The sequence below is a fragment of the Bradyrhizobium sp. C9 genome (assembly GCF_002532045.1).
Lineage (GTDB): Bacteria > Pseudomonadota > Alphaproteobacteria > Rhizobiales > Xanthobacteraceae > Bradyrhizobium.
The window spans coordinates 89,247-112,878 of sequence record NZ_NWTG01000017.1 but is presented as its reverse complement, the minus strand read 5'-3'; the positions used below and the strand labels follow the sequence as shown (position 1 = coordinate 112,878).

The window sequence follows — 23,632 nt, the reverse complement described above, 5'->3', positions numbered from 1 at the left end:
GGCCCTAATGACCGTAATTTGATTGTTCTGACGAGTTAGTCGGTTTCCGGAACAGCACGAGCAAACAGTCTTCGTTGACCGACTCTGTATGGCAATGAAGACGCTCGATCTCGGATAGGCTTTCATTGAAGAGAGAAATCACTGTTTCAGCACCGGCAGCGTGCCCCCAGCGTCGACACGGGGCATCACGCGCAGATCCGAACACCAGAGCGCCATTTGGTGCAAGCATACCCACCAGGTTGAGGATGGCTGCGTGCATTTCGGCGATGCCCTTGAGGAAGTAAAGAACCTCGGCCACGACGATCAGATCGAACTGCTCAGCCGTCGAGAACCGCTGAATGTCACAGGTTATCCACGTGATATGTGACCACCTCTTGGTCCGCTGGCGAGCACGCTCGATCGCCTGCGGCATGACATCGACCACGGTGAGCCTTTGGCAGTGCGGCGCCAGCATTTCGGTGAATGCGCCGGCTGCACATCCGACTTCGAGGGCATGCACAACGTCACCGTTGCAACGCGACATCCGCAGCATCTGCACGTATCGTTCCTGCTCGAACGAATTGCTGTCGAGCCGCCATGGATCATCGACAGCCAATTCGCGCTCCAATAGCAGATAGTTCTTGTCCGATGTCACGGGTCATTCAACCTATTTGTAGGCGCTCGATCGATCGCGGCCGCAAACACTCTCGGTCCCCGCCACGCTCGATGCACGGTGCGAAAGCCCAGGCTTACGAATTGCGGCAGAGCTCACACTACTTTTTGCGGAGCTTATTCCGGCGGCCCTACGCGGGATGACAGCTTTACTTTCTCCATCGCTTGACACCATGACTTTACGCGACAGCCAATCGCTATTGCTCAATGTACAAAGCGCGTAGGCTTTCAACGGCAGCAAGAGAAAGATATTGATGGGTGTGTGAAGCGAGAAGCCGAGAAACCGCAAATCGCGAGCACGGAACGCCGCCACACTGCACCGGACCATCGTCATGGCCGCAATCGTCAGCACCGTCCACCAGGCCACCGACCCGCCGATGACGAACTGTGCGAGCGCAGCCAGTGATGACAGGGCGAGAAGCAAGGGGCCGAGATTTTGTCCGACAACGTCGAGCGTCAGATAGCGATCCAGCTCGGGCAGCAAGCGCAACGCGAGAAACGTGTCCCGAAAGGTACTGCGCGCCCAGCGAAGTTGCTGTCGCAGATATGGTCCAAGGCTGTCCGGCACCACTGTTGCTGCGATCGCGTCGGGAACATACTCGGTTCGAAACCCCGCCTTGAGCATGAGGATCGTTAGATGACGATCCTCGCCGAAATCACTTGGCTTTCCACGGAAGAATTGCGTTTCGTATTGATCAAGCAACAACGCGAGCGCAGAGCGACGATACATGGCACATGGCCCGCAGCAACACATCACCGCGCCGAAGCGTGCCTGTGCCGCGCGCTCTTCGTTGCAGGCCAACCAGTATTCCATATCGATCAGCATGGTCAGCCAGGTCTCGTTGCGATTGCTCGCTATCAACTGCCCCATGGCCGCGCCGACGTCGGGGTCCTGCATCTTCGATACAAGCTTTGTGACCACGTCGACGGCAAGGATCGTATCCGAGTCGACGTTTAGGACCAGATCGCCGGAAGAGCTGCGTATCGCAGCAATCTGCGCCTTGCGCTTTCCGACGTTCTTGGCCATAAAGATGATGCGAAACCTCGGATCGCTCGCATAGATTTTGTGTACGGGTCCCACAAGATCGCGATTTGCGGATCCATCGTCGACCACAATGACTCGCAGTTTTCCGGCGTAGTCTTGACTGGCAATCGACGCGAGGCATTCGGAGAGTGTGTTTGGGTCCTCATTGAAACAGGGCACGATGACATCCACGCTAGGCAGAACCACCCCGGCTTGTTCGAGATCGTTCTGCAGCGATGAGGGAATGGTCGGCTGAGCGTAAAGCGCCTGCGCGCTCTTGTAGATGGTCGAGAGCAGCGCATAAGACGAAACGGCGACAGCGCTGGTTGTAGCGAGCAGATCCATGGGGTGCCAGTTTTGTTCAGTGAAGTTGAGGAAGCGGATGGATTTCGAACCCGCGCAGTTGCAGTGCCGGAATCAGATATGCCAGCGCCCTCACCGTCTGTTCACGCGAGGTGCTGTCGATGCACGACGCCTCCTCGCCGGGCGGATATCCGTCGTGCAGGAGCACAATCGCGCCTGGGCGAACAGCCGCCAGCACTGACTTCACGATGCTATCAACCCCAGGACGCGACCAATCTCTCGGATCGACCGACCAGTGCACAGCAGCGAGGCCAGCCTTGGCCGACGTAGCAAGCACGTCTTCGGTCCATATGCCGTAGGGTGCCCGCATGTGCCGGGGCAACGCTTGTGGGCATGCCAATCGGATTGCCCTACTCGCCGTTAGCACCTCATCATGTATCTCCGCTGCTTCGCATCTGGACAGATCGGGATGCGTCATCGTGTGGTTCGCAACCTCGTGCCCTTCGGCGATCATTCGTCGAATGAGTTCAGGTTGGTCGGCGGCGTACGTGCCGATAACGAAGAAAGTCGCGGGGACCCGATGTTGCGTCAGGACATCGAGGACGAGCGGCGTGCAAAATGGATTGGGCCCATCATCGAAGGTCAAGTAGACCGAACGACTTCCGTTAACGTCGCCGTAGTTGCACCGCACCGCAGATAGGGGGATAAGTTCGTTCACAGCTCGGGCCCGTTCCGATCGATAATCGTTCCCACCGGCCACTCGCCCATTGAGCGTCCAACCGGGAACACCACCACAAGCACGTCTTCGATGCGGATCGGCGACAAATTGGGGTAGACATCTGCCTGGGTGGAGCGGACGCGAATGCCTGGCAGGAGGGTTGCCAACCCTCGCCTTCCGACCAGTCTGGTCAGATGCTTCTCAAGCGCAGGCCGGACCGTACCAAAGCCGAACGGCACCCCAAGCTCCTGCAGCGCAGGATACATCACGCGCATTGAGTGGCTGATTCCAAGCCCCTCAAGATCTGGACGGACGGCATACAATCCCAGTTCGGCCACGAGAAGATCAACGCCACCGATCTTGATGAAGCGGCGTAGTAAGCCAATATGAGCAGCGACGCCGTGCGCGTCGTAACCGATTACGCGCATTTCAGGCCTTGCGCCTGCCCAACTTCGAATACCCTCGAATGGCTGTGCATTGAATGCACCAGTCGGCCCATAGCTCTTACGGAAGAAGTCGGCAAGCTCGGCATGATCGGCGAGCTGCAGCTCGTTTTCCCAGCGAAGACTCCACTGGACCTGAGTGCGCGCGGAAGGATCTTCCGCAGACGGGGGCACGGCGATATTCATGTCGGCCTTCCCTGCGCCAGTGGGGATGAGAGCGGATATGGTCACGTAAGACACTCGCTATTCGCCGAACCGTTGATCAATCTGGAATGTGTTGGCATGCGGCATCCGCGCTCGACTTTGCTCGCCAGGCCGCGCGAGAGCAGACCGACTCGGAATGGCGTCATCGTTGGCGGCGAGACGATCGCGCAGCTCGCGCGTGTCGTTCCAGCAATGCCATGGTCGACATATGCCCGGACATCCCAATGAGGCGATTGAGTTGTCCAGACTCTATCGGCATCCTGGGGAAGTTCCGCCGCGCCCAAGGTCACGATCGGCATGACCGTCTCTGACGGCTGGCCATCGATGCATGAAAGCTCATCGAGGGCACACGCGGCGAGCACCAGATCAACTTCGGTCCTATGCATCTTCGACCCGCCTTGTATTGCGATGGACAGGCGCGCCATTTGGCCAGTCGCCGGAAATATTCGGCATCTGCGATCTGCGCACGCCGCTTGGTCGCAACACTAAGGTGAGGCTGAGCACGCCCTCAAGTGTACGCGGGTAAACCGCCGATATGGAAAGGGATGGAACACGCATACGAAGGTTTATCGGCGCCTGCCTAGCGTCGCATCGCGTGAGAGTCGCACCTACAAGAGGCGCAACTCGCGTGCGGCAGAGATAGCCACTTCGCACACGGAATCGGCAGGTGCTCGCACGTCCAGGATTTCTTCTCGGAGCCCGCGTACGACCAATAGCCATTGTGGCATACCTAATTCATCTTCCAAACTGATGTTTGCTATCCAACCTTCCGCAGTTTGGTAAAATCGATTGTTTCGATAGAACACATCCACACGATGGATAGACTCACGACATGCGGTTCAAGGGACTTGATCTAAACCTTCTCGTTGCGCTCGATGCTCTGATGACGGAGCGCAACCTCACGGTGGCGGCGCGCAAAATTAACCTGAGCCAGCCCGCCATGAGCGCAGCGATCTCGCGGCTGCGCAGCTACTTTCGCGATGAATTGTTTACGATGAGAGGTCGCGAGCTCGTCCCGACACCCGGCGCGGAGGCGCTTGCGGGTCCGGTTCGCGAGGCCCTGCTGCACATCCAACTCTCGATCATCTCTCGGGATGCGTTCGATCCGACCCTGTCGAGCCGACGCTTCAGGGTCATTCTCTCCGATTTCATGACAATCGTGTTTTTTCGGAGAATTGTCGATCGTATCGCACAGGAGGCGCCTGCGGTGCGCTTCGAATTGCTGCCATTTTCCGATGAACCCGGTGAGCTGCTTCGCCGCGGCGAAGTGGATTTTCTCATCTTGCCGGAATTGTTCATGTCGAGCGCGCATCCTAAGGCGACGCTATTCGATGAGACCCTCGTATGCGTGGGATGCCGAACGAACAAGCAGCTATTGCGACCACTTACATTCGAGAAATACAATTCGATGGGGCACGTCACCGCCAAGTTCGGACGGGCGCTGAGGCCCAACCTCGAGGAGTGGTTCTTGCTCGAGCACGGCTTGAAAAGGCGCATCGAGATCGTTGTGCAGGGCTTTAGCCTGATTCCGCCCATATTGTTGGACACGGGCCGCATAGGAACAATGCCCTTACGTCTCGCCAGACACTTCGAAAAGCGGATGCCCCTGCGGATCGTCGAGCCACCACTCCCACTGCCTACATTCACCGAGGCCGTGCAGTGGCCTGCGTTCCACAATACCGATCCGGCGAGCATTTGGATGCGGCGGATATTGTTGGAGGAGGCATCCAACATGGGACCTGCACATCCGGAGCTCCCAACGCGCAGGCGCTGCTAGGTTCACCACAAGCCGCCCACGGCAGAGGCAAATATCCCACTCATCGTTCGACGTGTCTGCCTTGTCATTTTAACTTCCCGGACGGCCATGCTGCAAACGCACGCGTGAGCCGGCCCTGGGATTGTGAAAAATTGCCGGTCCGTGCGCTAACGATCCCGCAAAGCGGGTGGTGCGCATGTACTGCAAGCAAGGTCCAACGCCATCGCCGAAGGACGCGAGCTTTCGAGTACGATGGTATTTGGCGAAACCAATTAAATCGCTTGAACCTGACACTGCGTCAGGTTGTAATTTGCCTTCTGACCAACGCTGCGCAGGCGGACGTCGACGGGTCACATCGCGTGAACTCCTGGCTATGGCGGGATAGGCACTAAGGCTAGTTTGCCAATGGCGATTCGACTAAGTCGAGTTGCGAGAGTGCCGGGAATCGACGAGATCTCAGGTTGGCGCTCCCGACGGGCTCGAGCCGCAGGTCGTCGTCCCCGAGCGCATTGCGCGCCATTCTGCGATGCTCGGCGAGCTTCTCTGCAATCGCACGAGAGGAACTGAGTTGATTCGCGCGAGCCAATGACACCGCTTCAGATGCGGCCGTTGTCGCTCATGGTATGCACTGTAAAAGACGAGCGCGTCGGATAATAAGATATGCGTTTCAACGGCCTTGATCTGAATCTTCTCGTCGCCCTTGATGCTCTAATGACCGAGCGCAGCCTTACCGCAGCTGCACGCAGGATTAACCTCAGTCAGCCAGCCATGAGCGCAGCCGTTGCCCGGCTGCGTTCCTATTTCCATGATGAGCTGTTTGCGATGAGAGGCCGGGAACTTGTCCCGACGTCACGCGCAGAGGGGCTGGCGGCACCCGTTCGTGAGGCTCTGATGCACATCGAGCTCTCCATTATCGCGCGGGACGCATTCGACCCGGCTCGATCGAATCGGCGGTTCAGGATCGGCCTTTCCGATTTTGTCACGGTCGTATTCTTCCGACATGTCGCCGAGCGTGTCGCGCGAGAAGCCCCCGGCGTCAGTTTCGAACTGGTGGCGCTCGCCGATGAGCACGATGAGCTTCTCCGGCGCGGCGAGCTTGATTTTGTTATCCTCCCGGAACTATTCATGTCCAGCGCGCACCCGCGGATAGCCCTGTTCGAGGAGAGGCTTGTGTGCGTCGGTTGCAGCACGAACGCCGAGCTACGGCGGCGGCTTACATTTGATCGATACATGTCAATGGGCCATGTCGCGGTTAAGCTCGGAGTTGCGCGCAAGCCTCCCATCGAGGAGTCGTTTCTGCTCGATCGTGGCCTCAACCGACGCATCGATATTCTCGTGCAGAGCTACGGCATGATCCCGCCCATGCTGATGGGTACGCGCCGGATAGGGACCATGCCGTCAAGGCTCGTTCAGCATTTCGAAAGGACGATGCCCCTTCGGATTGCCGAGCTTCCGCAGCCGTTCCCCGGCTTTACCGAAGCGGTCCAATGGCCTGCCCTTCACAACAACGATCCGGAAAGCAACTGGATACGAGAGATATTGTTGCAGGAGGCAGCTCGCATGACATCTACGAGTGCTGATTGCTCCATGATCTGCGCTTCAGAACAAGCGGATACTGACGGAAGCTTGACGAGAGTTGCCTCGCGGCTATCGTGAGGACTCTTGAAAACGTGTGCGACCCTTGTATGCAGCTGCATGTCTGGACAGCCGCACTTTAAATTTCTCCTGCTCTAACTCATTCTTGGTTCAGGAACGTCCGGCGGCCTTCGCTACCCAAGCCGCTATCACGACGTTGTTGCGAGACGCAAACATTGGTATCACCCCCCGTCGTTCATCGCGCTCTTGGACCAGACGCTCAACGGCCTTGTAGAGGAGGCGCAGACGCGGCCGCACGCGGCCGTCGAAAAGCAGCCGCGAGAGTCGGTCCTGAAGTTATCTCGTGGCTCCTCAACCAATGTCGTTCGCGATGGACGGCCGGAAGCTCCCTATCTTCCGACGCGCCGCGCCAGGACGGCATCGTGCGCGAGCCTGCGCCAAGCATAGATGAATCGAGAATGCGCAGCAGCTTTCGGCGGAGGTCAATGCCTTCTCCATTGGCGCATTTCGAATCCTTTTGACGCTCGTCAGCTTCTCGAAAGCTAACTCTCTTAGCATGAGACAGCGGATGTCTGGAGGACGATGCCGTGCGGGCGGCGGCTCAAGTCGCCTATTGCTTGTTTTATGGGGCCATACATCAAAAACCGAGCACCACGTGCTCGAGGCCTCGCTCAGGCCAAGCTCTCATCTTTGTAGCGCGGCCTCCCGCAGCAGCGTCGTATGCATGACCAAGATCAGCTCGCGGCGCGCCGTCCGCGCTCAGAATCATTAGTGCTGCTAATGCACGGAGCCGATTCGTTTTCGGCGAGCCGCACATGACACGCAGCCGGCGTGCCTACCGATGTACAGATGACGAAAACCGCTCGTGCGATTGTACAAAACACCGCACACCTGTGTTGCCTTGTCGCATCACTCTAAAGGGCACTGCACCTTCATCGCTCTGCGCCGCCGATCTGACTTCTTTTAGCCCTACCGCGGCCAAACGCCTTGACGACGTGCGCTGCCTTGACGCAATGACAAACAAGGAGCCGAACGTTGGAACAATACGGCGGCGTATTCGATCCGGAAGAACTCTCTGTCTTAGGAAGCCTCTTTGATGGCGCAATCAACGCGTTACCGCCGTCGATGCGAACGCCTGAAAATCGAACGGCTGTCGCCAAACTCATCTTGGATAGTACTGAGATCGGCGCGTCCAGGCTGGCATGCCTGATTAACTTGTTGATCACCATTTCACCTAAGGGTTGATCGCCAACCATTCTAAGGATAGTCACCATCTCTTACGCTGGAATGGAAGACGATCCAGCTAGAGCTTTGAAATAGCTTGAATCATACGTGACGTCAGGTTGTAGGCTTTGAAATTGAACAACATGAGCAAAGCTACACCACGAAGGCGTCGATGGCGCATTGGCGAACTTGCAGAGGCGACCGGAGTGACGGTACGCACGCTGCATCATTATGAACATACGGGGCTCTTAGCCGCATCAGAGCGTACAGACGGCGGTCACCGGATGTACGATCGTGAAAGCGTTCAACGGGTTCATCAGATTCGCGCGCTACGTGAGCTTGGCTTCTCCCTTCACGAGATCCGCAAGGCTATGGAGGGCACGACTTCACTCATTGATCTGCTGCGCAAACATTTGGAGCGGATCGAACTTCAAGTCGCTCGAGCGACCCTGTTGCGGGATCGTTTACGCGACATGACGACGGGCAGTGAGATCCAGGTAAGTGTAGATGAACTACCTGCCACCTTGGATGCAATGTCTCGGGTCGAGACACGTAGTCAGACGTCCCGATGTACGTGCAAATTGGCTGCGGAGCGCGAGGAGCGGTGGCGGCGGATCCGCGACGAACTGCGTGATTGCTTGGATCGGGGCGAACACCCTTGCGGTGAGCGAGCAAAAGCTGTCGCGGTTGCAGCGCGATTGCTGATCAGAGAAATCGCCGGAGCCGATTCACGCGTTTCGACGATCCTGAAGGTCCTTGCGCGGTTGAGCGCCCCCCGCAGTCTGGCTGGTTGGGATCCTACTCTCATGCAGTATCTCGACCTGGCCCTTGCCGGGCTGGAGGATCAGCCGTACTGACGGCTTGAGCGCAGGGGCGCGCGCAGCGTCTCGCCGATCTTTCCGCCGAGGCCATGGTTGGATAGTTTCTCACAAAGGGGCTTGAACCGCACGTAACGTCAAATTGTAGGCTCCACCGTGGTCGCGGTGTGGCCAGATTAATGACTTCGCTTGGCAGAAGAAACCACATCGATGCCCGGAAGCAAGTCGAGCCGCAGGCGCTGACGGTTCACTTCAGCTGAGCATTGGAGCTCTACAATGTTGGGTCGGTGTTACGCTTTAGCTGCCAGTGCAGCTCTACTCTTTTGCGCCGTCGGCTCGACTACGCATGCCTCCGACGTCAATATTGCCGTGGCTGGTCCCATGAGCGGAAGCAGCGCAGCGTTTGGCGCGCAAATGCGCGATGGAACGGCGGCCGCCGTCGAGGCCTTGAACGCCTCGGGCGTGCTTCCCGATACCAAGCTGATATTGACCGTCGTCGATGACGCCTGCGACCCCAAGCAAGCCGTCGCAGTTGCGAATAAGCTTGCAACCGAGCGCGTCCGACTGGTCGTCGGTCATTTTTGTTCTTCTTCGTCGATCCCGGCCTCCGACGTCTACGACGAAGCAGGCATCATTCAAATGTCACCTGGCTCGACCAATCCTCAGCTGACAGAACGTGGCCTTAAGACGGTGTTTCGGGTCTGCGGTCGTGACGACCAACAGGGTCTCGTTGCAGCTAAGTACATTCACGCAAATCACCATAACGAGACGATTGCGGTGCTCGATGACAAGAGCACGGCGGGGAAGGGCATTGCCGACGTGGTTGCGGCACGGCTTCAAAGATCCGGTGAACACGTCATTCGAAATAGCTATGTAGCCGGCGAAAAGGACTATGCGGCGCTGGTCTCAAGAATGAAGAAGGATGGAGTGCGGGTCGCCTATATCGGCGGCTATCATACCGAAGTTGGACTGATCGTACGCCAAGCGTCAGAGGCCGGTGCTGGCCTCATCGTCATGGCAAACGATCCGCTGATGACCTCTGAATTCTGGGCCATTACCAGCAATGCGGGAAATGGCACATTGTTCACCTTCATGCCCGACCCCGTCAAGAATGCCAACGCGGTCGGCATCGCGGCCAGACTGAACGCTGCCAACCTGTCAGCCGAGGGCTACACGCTTTACGCCTATGCAGCAGTCCAAGCATGGGCAGAGGCGGTCAAGCGGGCCAACTCTTCCGATGCTCGACGGGTGGCCGACGCACTTCGTTCGCGGTCGATCGATACCGTGATCGGCCCAGTCCTGTTTGATTCCAAGGGTGACAACGCGGCTCCTGAATTTCTCGTTTACCGTTGGCGCGACGGGCATGTTGAAGCCGTCGAGCAGAACTGATCGGACCGACGCGTAACCTTTCACAAATCAACCAGTGACACAGATGATGAAACGCTCTCCCGACCTTGGTGCAACCCTACTCGCGTGCACCCTTATACTCGCGGTTTTTGGAGCATTTCTGGCGTTCGCTGCGGCGCTCGCAGAGCTGCCTGACGTCGATCCACTGGGGGATGAGTTGCGTCCGATGATAAAAAAATAGTGCTTATGAAAACCCTCAGTGTTGCACAAGCACCTTGGCAGGCACGTCTTGATCAGTCCGATGGTTGCTCGCTTTAGCTCACCGGCTCTTCTCAAGTAGGTCTCTATGCCGCCTACAGCGTTCGGCGACATCACGAAGTGCCCTGCGGTTCTTTCCCACAACGTAGCCATGGAACTCAATTTGCAACGGCAATTTGCACTATCGAGCCGCCATGCTGACAGATGCACATGCGCACTGCACTCTACGAGCGGTCCCGCACCGTGCGAAGTCCTGCGAACAGCACGCGGCAAAACGACCAATTGGCGATGCGGCCGAATCGCTCTCCACGTGACTTGCGTTGCTATCGAAGGACCCCCATTCCCGCTGCCCGCCGTCTTAATGGAAGGCTCGTTACTGTCCTCGCACAGCAATGCCGATATGCAAGGAATAGCTCCACCTTTGGGCGAGCCGTCAGGCCGGCCGCCGCGACATGCCAATCGGCTGGCTTCACGCGAACCAGAACATTCTCGACATCGATGTGATCGGCCATGTCATCGGCGTGCGCATCTTTGGGCGCCGTTATGCCTTCGCGGACAACCTTCGGCCTATCGGGCTTGAAAGGCAGGAAGTTGCAGCAGACTTCGCTGAACTTGAACCTTCTGGAGCCCCCTCCGACCCATGCTTCGTGCTGGCGCGCGGCAGACGACCCCTTATTGGCAATTTGCTCCAGCTCGAGTGCAAGTCTTGCCCCAAGAAGGGCGGACAGATGAAGCGATCGAGATTCACGGAAGAGCACATTATCGCGATATTGAGGGAGCATGAGGCTGGCGCGAAAGCGGCCGATCTAGCTCGTAGGCACAGGACCTCTGAAACGGCGATCTACAATTGGAAAGCCAAGTATGGCGGCATGGACGTTCCTGCGGCCAAGCGATTGAGGGCCCTGGAAGAGGAGAACGTGAAGCTAAAGATGCTTCTGGTGGAGCACATGCTCGGTGTGGCGGCGCTTCGCGAACTCCTGTCAAAGTAGTGGTTAGACCGCCATTTGCAGATTCATGACCCAATCGCATCGTGCAAGCCCAGGGCCTGTACCCAACGAGAAGAGTCACAAGCGGTCAAATAACGAACGAGCCGTCTTTGAGACCGACGGCATCAGGCAACCGGGACTTCTGTTCCACAAACGGAGATGATCAAGTGAAAAACAGCCCGCCTCCAAGGTTAACCTGCGGCATTTTCGACCATTTGGACGACGATGGCCGCGATGTCGCACGACAATACGAAGACCGCCTCAAGTTGGCGGAGGTATGTGATTCTCTGGGGTTTTACGCTTATCACCTAGCCGAGCATCACTGCACCCCACATGGCAGAGGGCCGTCGCCTAATCTGTTCTTATCGAGCGTCGCCCAGCGCACCCAGAGACTACGCGTTGGTCCGCTGGTACTGTTGCTCAACCTCTATCATCCTTTGCGCGCGTTCGAAGAGATCTGCATGCTTGACCAATTGAGCGGCGGCAGGCTCGAGCTCGGTATCGGACGTGGCTCTCTGCCGACCGAATGGGGCTATTTCGGCATCAGCGCGGACGCGGCGCCAGAGCGTTATGAGGAAGCCAGCGAAATCCTGAATGCCGCGTTGAAGGGACATACGCTATCCTATCAGGGACGATTTTTTGAGTTGAGTGAGATACCGTTGACCATGAGACCTCATCAGCGTCCGTATCCGCCGACCTGGATCACGAGCAATCGGGCCGAGTCGGTGGAGTGGGCCGCCGCTAATGGCGCCAATCTGGCGTGCCAGGGCCGCTCCTCTGCTGTTCGAAACATTACGAATGCGTTCCGCTCGCATCGGGCGCGCATGACAGACGCGGACGATCGGGCGCCGTTTCTTGGTCTGCTCCGCATGGTCGTGATTGCGCAGTCTGACCGAGACGCCCATCTAGCAGCGGAAACCGCTTATCAGCGATGGCTCGAGAGCTTTAGATTCGTATACGAGCTGAACGCCATTCCGACACCACCTACCCTTCCGCTGACCTTCGATGCAGCGCTCGATAACGAATTGTGCGTCGTCGGAACGCCAGCTTCCGCCCGACAGCTCCTTCTTAACCAGATGGAGGAAGCAGGCGCCAACTACCTACTTTGCCAGCTTGCATTCGGGAACCTCCCGCTGGAAACTTCTCTATACACCGCAACCACAATCAGATCCGAGATCATCGCCAGACAATGACTATCCGATTTTGGTACCTCAGAGAGGCAGCGCGTCGCGACCTCCTATGATTGGATGTCCCGAAGTCGCTTATCTAGGACCTCCTGCCTTATTCAGCAGGAGGTCCAAAGACCGATGAGAACTGAATCGCCTCGATGACCATCGTGCGGGCCTCTCGGCCGATGTCGTCGGCGGTGACGTGAACTGATTTGGAGAGCGACGGCATGTCAAGCCAACGTTATTCATATGCTGCTGGCCTCATGCGACTTCCAGAGCGGATCCCCCCGATCGCGCGCGCTATCCGCGAGCTGGATGCATCCCATCAAAACTTTCGATTTTACCGTTCTTAACCAAATACCCATAGTCAATCGCCGATTTTCGGAAAGCAGCCCTTCACGAACCACGTGTGACAATGAACCCAGTTTGCTTTGAGCATCGTCGCCGGGCATCTCCAGCCGCGCGTGCCTGCATCACCAATGAGACTACCCCATCCTGCAAATCGCGGCACGTGCTGCGCACCCATAGTCGGATGGCGCATCGCAACGTCCCACGCGCAATCTACCGCGTAGTCGCCGACCGAATTGTCGTCATGCTAAAGGCGCTCCAGGAGATTGGCTCTCACGAACTCTTATCGGCTGGGGTCCATGCGTGCGCCGGCTAGACCTCTGACAAGCGAACTGGGCTCTCGGCCAAGGCGAACCGGACCCCTACATCATCGTGGTCGGCGATTCTCACTCCGCTTACGCCCTCAGTGCTACTCGGCGCTGGCCGCCTTCACCTGCTTTCTGCAAACTTGCACCGCGATCATCTCATTCTATGCGCTGTTCGCGACTGACTGCGCGCGTGCACAGCCTTCTGCAGCGGCAACTCGTTCTTGTCACGCGCCTGCAGCCCCACGAACGCAACAAACGACGCACCTCTTTACTTAGCCCAGCCCTGCTTCTAATTACTCTGGAGAAACATCGTGGAACTCGATCCTTCCAATTCGCGTATACAGGACCTGAAGCACCGCATCGACCTGCAACTGGGCATCGTTGCCGCCCTCATCGGCGAAGAAGGCAACGAACTCGAAGCGGTCCGGCTGCTTAACGCACTCACAAACGAAATGATAAATGCGGAGCTTGCGCTCGGTCAGCTCGGCGATGCGAGGACCAATGGCCATACTGGCGACGGGCAAACAGCGCGAATGTCGGCGGACCGCGGCATCTATCATCCAGAAGACCTTCAGGTCTTGGGCCGGCTTTTCGATCAAACAGTGGCAGCTTTACCTGAGGCTCTGCGTACGCCTGCCAACCGAATTAAGATCGCCAAACTGATTCTGTCGCGTGCAGCGGAGTGACGTTCGATTCGACGTACTCCGGCCGTTGAGGACGCGATGACACGCCATTCATAGCTGGGCCGACGCCGCGCTGCGGTTTGCGCGCCCAGTACCGCAGCAAGGCTCAAAATTCAATGGGTTATGTCTCGCGAACGAGCCGCGTATCAGTTGCCCTGTCATATCGCAACCGTCCGGCATCACAGCGGGGCCCGAAAGGAGCCATCGGGCCGGGGAGGTCATCATCGACTCTCATCTCAGCTGGACTTTCTTGTATCAAGTACTTCGTATCTATAGTGTCTTATATTCCGCAGCTAAGTGAATGAATGCGAAGCAACGTATGTGGCGACGCACAGGCATGGTTGTCTCGTTCGGTACGTTTTCCTCGATGGTTCGGCGCTTGTGTCGCGGCAGCACCTCTTACATCCCGCAACGCACTACATTCCACAGCTCCTTGCAGGATAACACCAACCAGATTATCGCAATTACCCCGCATCTCGTCACCGCCTTCTCTACTGCACTCCCACTTGACGCAAAACGTCACACCACGCGGCCGTGCGAACGGGTCAAACAACAGAAAGACGGGCGCGCCGTCGATCATGTTAGAACGCCGACAAACACTGTCCAGACTGCGTCACGCGCTTAGGCGGTGAATCGTACAAAACGGACGATACTGGGGTTCAAACGCTTCGTATTTCGAGGTTACGAATGTGGCGAAAGGTCAGTTCGTCCGCTACCGCCGTAGCGTCGACCCAATCTGGCCCGCTCTTCTAGTTTCTTGGATTAGCCACCACCACCGACCGCAAGCAATTTGGGCAATTCGGCATGAAAGCGCGCGATAACGCACGCCCGCCTTCGAGTGATACAGAATCATTCGAACTGAATTTGGTACTACGACGTTCGGTCATCCGCGCTTCAATGAGTGCCTGTATAAATCTGATTGTAGCGTCGACAGTGGCTCGATGCGTGAGCACGCCTACGGACCCGATCTCTTGCTTGCTCGATAGGCCACCGGCACTCGATGCTTCGACAACGCGACTTCTCGTATTCAAGATATCGATTGGAGTTTGAGATGGATCAGATCTCATCCGAGCAGATGCAGGCGCCAGAGGTTCTCCTGAGCGTCGCATTTGACAAGGCGTGGCGCTTTGTCGAGAAGGATCCGCTGCTGGCGCATAATCACAGGACAGTACTTCATAGCCGATTGCGAGCTTCCCTGGAATGCTCGATAAGGAACGGCGAACGGAATACCTTGTATCTGGCGAACGAGGCGATACGAAAATTACGCGCAGAATTGACAGCCTCGACCAAGGCAGCAAGATTGCTCACACTTCCGCGGCAATAGCGATCAGCTATGTCACGGCTCACCGCAATCTTAAGTCGCAGATTAGCATTCTCGATATATGGTGTCCGTAGCGGGTGAAGATGTCGTGTTTTTGTAGCTCGTGATCTGTCGCCTTCGTTTCAGATTTGCAGGGGAGCCGGAAGGCGGGGACGGCTTTCCCTGATTGATCATGCCACGGCTGTTGCGGCGGTTTTAGCCCTGCGGGTGTGTTTCTTTGTTCGACTTGAAGCCCGTTTCTCCGCCCCGACCCGCGCGATCTTGCCGGCGGCGCGCGCAGGAGCGGTCAAGGACGCGCGCTTGCGCGCCCGCAAGGGCTTGTCCTTGACGGCTCCGAGCACGCTGCCAGGCTGGGGCGCGTCGGGGCTGATCTGCTGTCCGTTGGCGCTAAACATTGCCAACCGATGCGGTCCGAGGAACACGCTGACGGTGCCATCGGGATACTCATGTACCCGCACCACAGCCTTGACGAAGTGAGGCCTGAGCCGGCTCTGCGGCAGCTGCAGCCGCCGACCGTTCCATGCAACGGTATTATCGTTGGCGACGGTTCGCTCCTCGATCACGCACAGCGCCTCGCGCCAGGCCTCATGCCGGTCGGCCACGAATGCCGTGCCTTCCTGTTCGGGCTTGATCGCAAACGCGGCGTTGTGCCCGGCGATGTAATGCGCCTTCAGCCACGCGTTGGCAGCTTCGAGCGTCGTGATCCCGGCCAGCCGCAGCTCCTTCGGCAGCCGATCCTGCAACGTGCCGAACAGCCGCTCGGAGCGCCCGCGCGCCTGCGGCGAATAGGCTGCGATATGCTCGATCCCAAGATGCGACAAAGCCCGTCCCACCTGGGTTTGTTGCGTCTTCGAGAGCTTCTCGCCAGCTTTTGGGGTAAGGAAATAATGGCTGCCGCGGTCGGTGTAGAGCGCGCAGAACAGGCCATGTTCGCCAATCACTTCGCGCAAGGCCTGGAAGGTCGAGGCCGTTCCTTCTTCCTCGACCAGGACCATCGAGTAGACCTCGCTGGTCGCATCGTCCATCGTGACGATCAGGTCCCTCGCGGGAAGACCTTCGATCCAGACGTGGCGCGATCCGTCCTGGTGCAGCAGCATGCCCCGAAGCGGCCGGCGTGGGCGCTTCTTGCGGTGCGCCGAACGCTTCGGCGCCTTCCGCACCAACCCCGCCGCGTGCAAGGCTAGCTTGGTCACCGTATAGCCCAGCATATAGCCATGCCGCTTTTGCAGCTGCTCGTGGAAATGCTTCACCGTGAAGTCCGCGTACTTGTCCCGGAACAGCCCCAGCATCCGCTCAAGTTCTTCCTGCGGCGCTCGCCGTGGCGAGCGCCGACCCATCCGCCGGTCGACAAGCCCGTCATCGCCCTCTGCCTCGTAGCGTTCTGCCCAACGTTGAAATGTCCGCACGCTGATCCCCAGAACCTCTGCAGCCGCCTCCTGCGTCAGCTCCTTGGCCTCCGTCCGCTCCAACAAACTTGAAAACCGCATCCGTCGTACTCCCTCGTGAATGGATGCCGTGCCCATCGTGCCCCCTTTGTTCCGGGGCACCGAAAACACGACACTTCACGAGCTACAAACAGGCGACAGATCACGAGCTACTGACAGCATTCTCGATATATGGTTGTCGCAATATTTTTCCACGACTATTCTGCCCGAACCGCTTCTCAACTAATGCAGCGGATACAAAGCGCCAAAGTCAGCCAAGGGTCAGCGTAAGCGACGACGAGGCAGGACAAGCTCGTTATCCCTTAACGTGACACTGTGCATACGAAGATTCTACTCATGCCCTAAACTCGGGACGCGCTTGTACAACTTCAGCGTAATGCCTCGTTAGGCGCTGTCGCATCCGCAAGGGCGAAGCAAATTTAGCTACTAGAAGCAGGCCAGCCGCATCGACCTTTTTGGCTCCTCCGCGGGCGCGCAGAGACCGTTGAGAATCGTGCAAGAGTTACGATCGGCGGTATTGACCTTCGTTCACGGTGCGTGCCTATCGGCTAAGAGCACCTTGGTCGGGCTGTGCATGGCGATGAATGCACGCCTGACAATCTGACGCAGCGTTCGATTCGACCCGTTTCTTGCAAAACAATGTTGTGCTGCAGTTACAGCAATTCGCGGCGATGTTGTTAAGACGCACAGCGCCGGGGGGCATCGAAAGGAACAACACTCTAATGAAGAATTTGCTGATTCTGACTGCATGCATCGGCGCACTCGGTGCGGCCGCTCCCGCATTTGGCGCGGACTTCGCCGCGCAGCCCCTCAACGTCAAAGCGCCTCCGCTGCCGGTTGCCCCCCCAGTTACCGACTGGACCGGCTACTATATCGGTATCAATGGGGGCTGGGGATCGAGCCACAATTGCTGGGATTTCAATAGCGTCACTCCCGAGGGCTGCCATAATTCGGCTGGAGCCACCGTCGGTGGTCAGATTGGCTATCGTTGGCAGATCTTCAATACAGTCTATGGCATCGAAGGTCAGGGCAACTGGGCCGATTTCAACGGCTCCAATGTCAGCACCGCCTTCCCGGCAGACGTCATTGGCACCAAGACGGATGCGTTCGGCTTGCTCACCGGTCACATCGGCTACGCGTTCAATGCCGTTCTGTTGTACGCTAAGGGCGGTGCTGCGGTGACCAGCAACACCTATCACATCAATTCAGTGACTACCGGAGCCGGGATTTCCAGGAACGACGATGTGCGTTGGGGTGGTGCGCTGGGCGCAGGGGTCGAAGTCAGCCTCACGCCGAGCTGGTCGGCTGGCGTTGAGTATGACCACTTCTTCATGCAAGGCAGCAGCGTGCTCTTCCCAACATCCGGCGGCGATCGCGTCCACCAGGACGTCGATCTCATCTCGGCACGGCTCAATTACAAGTTCAGCCCGGCGTTTGGCAGATAGTGATATCCACACGGCAGCGGCGTCGAATCGAGATCCCCGACCGTCGGTCGGGGTTCTTTCTTCAAGTTCCTTTGACCAACAAGCACCCCTGCCGGCCTTTTCGAAACACCAGTCGTCCAAGCTGGCTCATAGGCTGGATGAAACGCATCGCCGTGCTCCAACACTCGTTGAGGAGGTCCGACCCGACGCGACGAGGGGTCGCGATCGCTTGCCTCAACGGAAGCGCCAGCAACAATAAACCGTTGGCGCCTGCTCCTCATTCGAGTGAGCAATTCAAAAAACATTGAGGCGAATCGCAATAGCGACTGCCTGGATCCTGGTGGTCGCACCCAACTTTCGCATCGCGTTTTTGATATGAAAATTGACGGTATTCAAGCTGATTTCCAAGATCACCCCAATTTCCCATGACGATTTTCCCTCCGCCACCCACCGCATGCAAGTGATCTCCCGTTGCGACAGGGCCACCTTCTTCTCTCCGCGATTATTGCCGGGACGTGCGATCTCGCCATGGGCGGTATGAAAGAGCGAAGCCAATGCGTTGAGATGGCCGATGCGGTCCTGAGGATCAACATCGTCGGATGGAGATGCAAACGACACCACCGATACTCGGCCCAGCGGCCCAAACAACGGCACGCTCATACCATGCTTCAAGCCGGCCTCCCTGGCCTCGTCCAGTACGCGTCTCTCGTCTGGTTGAAGTGGATAGTGGTTGGCGAGTTGATCCCACAAAAACGGCCGCAACAGCATCGGCGTCCGCCGAACCACCGGATCGATGGTGTGATACTTGCGTTTGAAGTATCGCTCGCACCAATCTGGTGGCCACTTCACGGCCACAGTTGGGGGTGGATATTCCGCCAGGCGAAGTGGCTCAACGAAGTTGAGGGCGCCATACGCAACTTCACCGAACCCCTCTTCGGTGGCGCAGTTTACAAGGAGCTCGAACAGCGCTCTGAGCGAATGCGTATGTTTTGCGCATTCTGTGAAACTAAAGCGATCTATGATCGGCGGCTGAGGACGCCGATCATGGTCGGTGTCGCTGCGTTCGATTGCGCTTGTTTCAGGCGGAGCCAAGTTGGATTCCATGGCCTGAACCTCCCGGGTTTGCTCTACGAGAAGTCTGGAGCGCCCGCATGCTGCCCAGACGCCATTTCCGAATTCGGGGCCCTGCCGCCCACTGCGGCGGCGTGATCGTCTCCGTCAAACAGCCGAGGCGCCGCTGCTATCCTGTGTCTGAAGCCGAACAACGCGCCGCAACCGTAGCGCCGATGCTCATTCAATGTGATCTACCCGGCTCGCCAGTGACGTGCTGGCAATCTAGGAGTCGCCGCAGGGGCGGCCACTTTGATTGGTCCGCGCTCTCGATCTCTGACGCACATGCGGGGCTCGCGGAATTGATGAAATCCGACTGTCCTAACGGTTCAGCCGGCGATACGAACCAAGCACGACCGGTTGCGGCGTCAGCATAGGTCAGATTGGATCGTGCGAAACCCAGGTCCGGCGCGAATGAGGCTTCGCTGCATGTCAAGGCCGAGCAGGAGCAGACTATAGGCATTGAGCTTCCCGAACGAGATGAGCTAGGGCACGCCGACCCGCTCGCGGGCGCCGGCTTCCAACTGCGTGATGTCACCATTGATGCTCTGCTTGCCGGCGAAGGTGTTAGGGGTGTCATTTTTCTTCCCCCTCTTGCGAATTCGCATCGCCAGCCCTTAGCCGATCCTGAGCCCCTCCGCGGCGTCGAGGACGCGATCGATAAGCAACATGCAGCAGAAACCCCAAGAGGTAACGACCTAGCATTAATGCGTGGTCTCTGAGGGGCGTGCAGGTTCGACGCGAATAAATCGAAGGGGCGAATTGAAGTGGCGTCAACGATGCAGCGAAAGACACGCGATGTCGCGAGAGCTCCTTGACGCAGAGGACACGTTGCATGGGCATCTCCAGAAGGGAGAGGACTTGGATCGGACCAGCAAGTGTCATACCAGTTTTTGTGTTTGCACAATCACTCGTGGAAGCAAGGGCTTGGCAAACAGGCGGTTCCAGTACATGGCGTATTGAAGCAACCGTGACATCGGGAGGAAACGCGACAGCACCATTTGCGCGAGCCGCGGCACCGATTGATCCAGATCAAAAAAAGAATGCGGTTCTCGCGACGGCGCTCCTCCAACGCGTCGATGTCCCAGGCGCAGCGAACTTCTGGCCTGAAAGCACGGAGGCTGGCCGATCAAAGATTGACGACAAACGCGGGTCCGATCACCGGCAACCGACCTTGCATGTGTAACGGCTCGGAATGCAACCGTTTACGTCAGGCGAGGTCGGGAGTACTGCCTACCCGACATGCGTTGTCCATCCACCTGCAAGAGTCTTGCAGTCCAGTCAACTACCCACCTTGACAGTTGATGGAGACGATCGACACATGGCAATCGTCGTGCGATTTCGATTGACTATCGGTCCGGCCGCACATTCTGACTAAACTCGGAATTCAAAGCAACAACCCCGCGGGAAAGACAATTGCACCTGCCTCGGGAGGGCATCCTTGATGCGGCTCGCAACCAAGGCGAAGATCATCGCCCAAACCGGTGAAGTATGTTTTCTCTGGTCCTGGCGATCATCTCACTGCTCTATACGAGCGTTGGCCAGGCGGGTGGTACTGCATTTCTGGCGCTAATGGCTTTTGCTGCTCTGCCATCGACAGAGATGCGTCCGACGGCGCTTGGTCTCAACATTGTTGTCGCGACTTACTCTACATGGGTCTTCAACCGCAACAAAGCCGTTGACTGGATAATGCTGCGTCCGCTTCTGCTTTCATCGATGCCGGCGGCGTTTGCCGGCGGCCTTATGGTGCTCGGAGAAGACATTTATAAGACACTGACCGGGGTCGTCCTTTTATTGGCAGGCGCCGTGATAATCGTGCGGCGCGGAGGCGCCGCCGATCGCATTCACGAAAATCCGCTTTGGGGAACGGTGAGCATTGGAGCGGCCATTGGCCTGGTTTCCGGCCTGACCGGCGTCGGCGGCGGAGTGTTCCTCGCCCCGACGCTCATCGCCCTGAATTGGGCGTCGCCGAAGCAGACCGCCGCGCTATCTCCCCCTTTTATTCTGGCTAATTCCACAATTGGCTTCATTGGAGCTCTTCTCGCTGGCCAATTTCCGTCTTCGTATTTCTGGCTTTACGCGGTCGCCGCGCTGGGTGGTGCCGTTGCAGGCACGATGATCGGCCTGAAATGGATGAGCCAGACAACTGTCAGGTTCATTCTCGTGGCGGTTCTATTCGTTGCCGGCATCCAATTGGTTTGCGCATGATTGTGCAGCTGAAGCGCGACCAATGAAGACCTGAACTGCACAATCCCCGCGAAGATTGATAACTGCAAAGGCAAGCGCAAAACAAACGACATGAAACGCTAAAGCGGAACAGAAGCGCCTCCTCACATAGTCACTGCGTGTGAGAAGCTGGTCGGCCTCGCATCCGGGATTAGCAAAACCGGACACTTGGTTGTGAATGGTGAGCTGCTTGTATTCGGCGATGGGACGTCGCCGAGCCAAGGCGCCCCGACGCACTTTGCCGGGGTTGGAAGTGCGCCGGGTCCGCCCCAACATCATCAGTACATCCGTGACGATGCTTGCGGCAATGAGACAAGCAGCGTGGCGGAAATGAGGCCCGTCCATTTTTTTAGGCGTGGCGTCTAAAATGCCTTCTGCGCAGCTCCAAGGGCCTTGAATCTCACGTAGTGTCAGGTTGTATGATCTCGCGCTTGTCGCGCCTCATCTAATGAGCAACTTCTTATCCATGGTATCTCCAGCCGGACGCGTCCTGCTCATGGCATGTATCCGAGAGATGCCGCCTATAGCGAAGGAAGGTGAGCGACGAGAAGCCACTCCACCCGGACCTGCATGGGATGTCGCTTGCCTTGCGGTTATGGGTCGAGATGGTGGATCACATCCGAGAACGGAATTCCGATTTCGACTGAGTTCGGACCAGTTGACATAACTCAAAGACACAGAAGGGCGCATCGGCCAGCTTCGCGGCTGTATGAGCATGGGAAGCCAAGCCTTGCAGACCGCACTCCTGAAAAAATATTGCGATGCTCGCCTGCCTTGGTACACCATCTACCCAACTGTACCGGATTTCTCCACGACAATCGGCGCCAGGGCTTGTCAGACTTGGTTGAACCGGCTGCCGCCCGACGAACCCGTATCGCTCTATCTCCACATTCCGTTCTGCCGGTCGATCTGCTGGTACTGCGGCTTTCCCACAAGCCTCACTCGCAGCGAACGGCCGATTCGCAATTACTTGACGTCGCTGCGGGAGGAGATTCGTTTAGTTGCAGAGCAACTGCCGCGCGCCTTGCCCGTCGACGATGTGCATTTCGGCGGCGGAACGCCGACCAGCATTGCGGCGGTCGATTTCCTAGCTCTGATGGAGCTATTACGCCGCTATTTTGCCTTCAGCACGTCCGCTAGCGTCGCCATCGAGATCGACCCGCGCGCGTTCACGACCGAGATGGCGCAAAGCTTAAGGGCAGCCGGGGTCAGCCGCGCGAGCATTGGTGTGCAAAGCTTCGATCCCAAGGTTCAAAGGGCGGTCAACCGCCTTCAGAGCGAAACGCAGACGGCTTCTGCTGTCGAAAGTCTTCGCCAGCAGGGAATAAGCCGCATCAACTTTGACCTGCTCTTTGGACTGCCGCACCAGACGGTGCAGTCCTGTGTGAACTCGGCAAGGACGGCAGTGGCCATGCGACCCGACCGGCTTGCGGTTTTCGGTTATGCCCATGTGCCCTCCTATATGAAACGTCAGCGCCAGATCGATGAGACGGCACTGCCGGACAATGTTGCCCGCGTCGAGCAAGCTGCGGCCATGGCGGACACGCTGGTGTCTGCCGGCTACCGGCAAATCGGGCTCGACCATTTCGCCTTGCCGGACGACGAGCTCACGCTGGCACAAGAAGCTGGACGGCTGCGCCGCAACTCGCTGGGTTATTCGGCTGATACCTGCAAGACCGTGATCGGCCTTGGTCCGTCAGCCATCGGCCGTCTCGGTGACGGGTACGTCCAGAACGCGGCCGAAACCGCTACTTATAGCCGGCATATCAGAGCTGGCCGTCTGGCAACATCGAAAGGCTGCTGTCTCACTAAGGAAGATCGGCTGCGGGCTGCAATTATCGAGCGCCTGATGTGCGATCTGCAGGCCGACGTGCCGGCACTCTGTGCTGCCCATGGAGTTGATCCGATTGGGTTTCTCGATTCAGCCGACCGCTTGGAAATGCTCACCGAGGACGGCATAGTGGAGATCCAGGACGGCTTCGTCCGCGTCAAGCACGAGCACCGTTTTGTCGTGCGCGCCGTCGCTGCCGCATTCGACGCTCATCTCGACCGCACACCCTACTAAGCCACGGATCCGAGCACGGTTTCGATGCATTAACGCTGCTTGCGGACGAATGATCGAAACAAGCGCCGGAATGCTGTCGGCCGCATTGATGCGGATCACCTCGGCGAGCGTGACCTTGGTGACGACGCTGTATTCGTAGGCTTCGGCTATGTATCGCAACAAGCCACTTTGCGAAACCTACGGCCGACCTCGGTGAGTGCGGCTA

The 23,632-nt window shown here is 57.8% G+C and carries 18 protein-coding genes and 1 pseudogene; 12 read left to right on the top strand and 7 right to left on the bottom strand.

Annotated features, from left to right (window positions below):
- Nucleotides 1-4: 4 nt before the first annotated feature.
- From nodS to CO675_RS27815, 4 genes are read right to left on the bottom strand one after another with little or no spacing between them, the layout of a single operon-like run.
- Nucleotides 5-634, bottom strand: a complete 630-nt coding sequence (nodS, locus tag CO675_RS27830) for a nodulation methyltransferase NodS (protein WP_097675011.1) — start codon at nt 632-634, stop codon at nt 5-7.
- Nucleotides 635-646: 12 nt separating this feature from the next.
- Nucleotides 647-2,020, bottom strand: a complete 1,374-nt coding sequence (gene nodC, locus CO675_RS27825) for a chitooligosaccharide synthase NodC (protein WP_143279154.1) — start codon at nt 2,018-2,020, stop codon at nt 647-649.
- A gap of 16 nt (nt 2,021-2,036) precedes the next feature.
- Entirely contained in the window at nt 2,037-2,696 is a 660-nt protein-coding gene (nodB, locus tag CO675_RS27820; protein WP_097675010.1) for a chitooligosaccharide deacetylase NodB, read from the bottom strand.
- Nucleotides 2,693-3,325: a NodA family N-acyltransferase gene (locus tag CO675_RS27815; RefSeq protein ID WP_097675053.1), complete on the bottom strand. Its 633-nt coding sequence runs from the start codon at nt 3,323-3,325 to the stop codon at nt 2,693-2,695. The genes nodB and CO675_RS27815 overlap by 4 nt, the downstream gene beginning before the upstream one ends.
- Before the next feature lie 850 nt (nt 3,326-4,175).
- Between CO675_RS27815 and nodD1 the strand changes: the two genes are divergently transcribed.
- The 9 genes and pseudogenes from nodD1 (at nt 4,176) to CO675_RS27755 (ending at nt 15,160) form a co-directional block, all read left to right on the top strand.
- The gene (nodD1, locus tag CO675_RS27805) at nt 4,176-5,120 is read left to right on the top strand and encodes a transcriptional regulator NodD1 (protein WP_097675008.1); all 945 of its coding nucleotides are present in this window, start codon (nt 4,176-4,178) and stop codon (nt 5,118-5,120) included.
- A 639-nt stretch (nt 5,121-5,759) separates the two neighbouring features.
- A complete protein-coding gene (gene nodD2, locus CO675_RS27800; RefSeq protein ID WP_097675007.1) occupies nt 5,760-6,755 on the top strand; it encodes a transcriptional regulator NodD2 in 996 nt (331 codons plus the stop codon).
- 975 nt (nt 6,756-7,730) lie between these two features.
- The gene (locus CO675_RS27790) at nt 7,731-7,940 is read left to right on the top strand and encodes a hypothetical protein (protein WP_097675005.1); all 210 of its coding nucleotides are present in this window, start codon (nt 7,731-7,733) and stop codon (nt 7,938-7,940) included.
- A gap of 122 nt (nt 7,941-8,062) precedes the next feature.
- Entirely contained in the window at nt 8,063-8,776 is a 714-nt protein-coding gene (locus CO675_RS27785; protein ID WP_198964767.1) for a MerR family transcriptional regulator, read from the top strand.
- A gap of 342 nt (nt 8,777-9,118) precedes the next feature.
- The gene (locus tag CO675_RS27780) at nt 9,119-10,126 is read left to right on the top strand and encodes a branched-chain amino acid ABC transporter substrate-binding protein (protein ID WP_245452949.1); all 1,008 of its coding nucleotides are present in this window, start codon (nt 9,119-9,121) and stop codon (nt 10,124-10,126) included.
- 944 nt (nt 10,127-11,070) lie between these two features.
- A pseudogene (locus CO675_RS27770) lies at nt 11,071-11,328 on the top strand (transposase); the annotation flags it as partial.
- 167 nt (nt 11,329-11,495) lie between these two features.
- On the top strand, nt 11,496-12,521 hold the full coding sequence (locus CO675_RS27765; protein ID WP_097675003.1) for an LLM class flavin-dependent oxidoreductase: 1,026 nt from the start codon (nt 11,496-11,498) through the stop codon (nt 12,519-12,521).
- Nucleotides 12,522-13,464: 943 nt separating this feature from the next.
- A complete protein-coding gene (locus tag CO675_RS27760) occupies nt 13,465-13,839 on the top strand; it encodes a NolY (RefSeq protein ID WP_097675002.1) in 375 nt (124 codons plus the stop codon).
- Between the two features lie 1,048 nt (nt 13,840-14,887).
- Complete coding sequence (locus CO675_RS27755) at nt 14,888-15,160, top strand: hypothetical protein (RefSeq protein ID WP_097675001.1); 273 nt, start codon at nt 14,888-14,890, stop codon at nt 15,158-15,160.
- Between the two features lie 167 nt (nt 15,161-15,327).
- Here the strand turns inward: CO675_RS27755 and CO675_RS27750 are convergent, their stop codons facing one another.
- Nucleotides 15,328-16,644 (bottom strand): ISNCY family transposase, encoded by a 1,317-nt coding sequence (locus tag CO675_RS27750; RefSeq protein ID WP_158231317.1) that lies wholly within the window; start codon nt 16,642-16,644, stop codon nt 15,328-15,330.
- A gap of 680 nt (nt 16,645-17,324) precedes the next feature.
- Between CO675_RS27750 and CO675_RS27745 the strand changes: the two genes are divergently transcribed.
- Nucleotides 17,325-18,047: an outer membrane protein gene (locus CO675_RS27745; protein ID WP_097674999.1), complete on the top strand. Its 723-nt coding sequence runs from the start codon at nt 17,325-17,327 to the stop codon at nt 18,045-18,047.
- Nucleotides 18,048-18,320: 273 nt separating this feature from the next.
- On the opposite strand, the gene CO675_RS27740 is transcribed toward CO675_RS27745, so the two are convergent.
- Nucleotides 18,321-19,046 (bottom strand): LuxR family transcriptional regulator, encoded by a 726-nt coding sequence (locus CO675_RS27740; protein WP_097675051.1) that lies wholly within the window; start codon nt 19,044-19,046, stop codon nt 18,321-18,323.
- A gap of 575 nt (nt 19,047-19,621) precedes the next feature.
- Nucleotides 19,622-19,744, bottom strand: a complete 123-nt coding sequence (locus CO675_RS41815; protein WP_283808128.1) for a hypothetical protein — start codon at nt 19,742-19,744, stop codon at nt 19,622-19,624.
- Nucleotides 19,745-20,627: 883 nt separating this feature from the next.
- Between CO675_RS41815 and CO675_RS27730 the strand changes: the two genes are divergently transcribed.
- Both CO675_RS27730 and hemN read left to right on the top strand, forming a co-directional pair.
- Entirely contained in the window at nt 20,628-21,344 is a 717-nt protein-coding gene (locus tag CO675_RS27730) for a sulfite exporter TauE/SafE family protein (RefSeq protein ID WP_097674998.1), read from the top strand.
- 748 nt (nt 21,345-22,092) lie between these two features.
- Complete coding sequence (gene hemN / locus CO675_RS27725; protein WP_097675050.1) at nt 22,093-23,427, top strand: oxygen-independent coproporphyrinogen III oxidase; 1,335 nt, start codon at nt 22,093-22,095, stop codon at nt 23,425-23,427.
- Nucleotides 23,428-23,632: the final 205 nt, after the last annotated feature.

Coding starts and splice junctions, on each gene's coding strand:
- nodC (WP_143279154.1), bottom strand. CDS start 2,020: ATGGATCTGCTCGCTACAACCAGCGCTGTCGCCGTTTCGTCTTATGCG.
- CO675_RS27815 (WP_097675053.1), bottom strand. CDS start 3,325: ATGAATATCGCCGTGCCCCCGTCTGCGGAAGATCCTTCCGCGCGCACT.
- nodD1 (WP_097675008.1), top strand. CDS start 4,176: ATGCGGTTCAAGGGACTTGATCTAAACCTTCTCGTTGCGCTCGATGCT.
- nodD2 (WP_097675007.1), top strand. CDS start 5,760: ATGCGTTTCAACGGCCTTGATCTGAATCTTCTCGTCGCCCTTGATGCT.
- CO675_RS27785 (WP_198964767.1), top strand. CDS start 8,063: ATGAGCAAAGCTACACCACGAAGGCGTCGATGGCGCATTGGCGAACTT.
- CO675_RS27780 (WP_245452949.1), top strand. CDS start 9,119: ATGAGCGGAAGCAGCGCAGCGTTTGGCGCGCAAATGCGCGATGGAACG.
- CO675_RS27755 (WP_097675001.1), top strand. CDS start 14,888: ATGGATCAGATCTCATCCGAGCAGATGCAGGCGCCAGAGGTTCTCCTG.
- CO675_RS27750 (WP_158231317.1), bottom strand. CDS start 16,644: ATGCGGTTTTCAAGTTTGTTGGAGCGGACGGAGGCCAAGGAGCTGACG.
- CO675_RS27745 (WP_097674999.1), top strand. CDS start 17,325: ATGAAGAATTTGCTGATTCTGACTGCATGCATCGGCGCACTCGGTGCG.
- CO675_RS41815 (WP_283808128.1), bottom strand. CDS start 19,744: ATGCGAATTCGCAAGAGGGGGAAGAAAAATGACACCCCTAACACCTTC.
- CO675_RS27730 (WP_097674998.1), top strand. CDS start 20,628: ATGTTTTCTCTGGTCCTGGCGATCATCTCACTGCTCTATACGAGCGTT.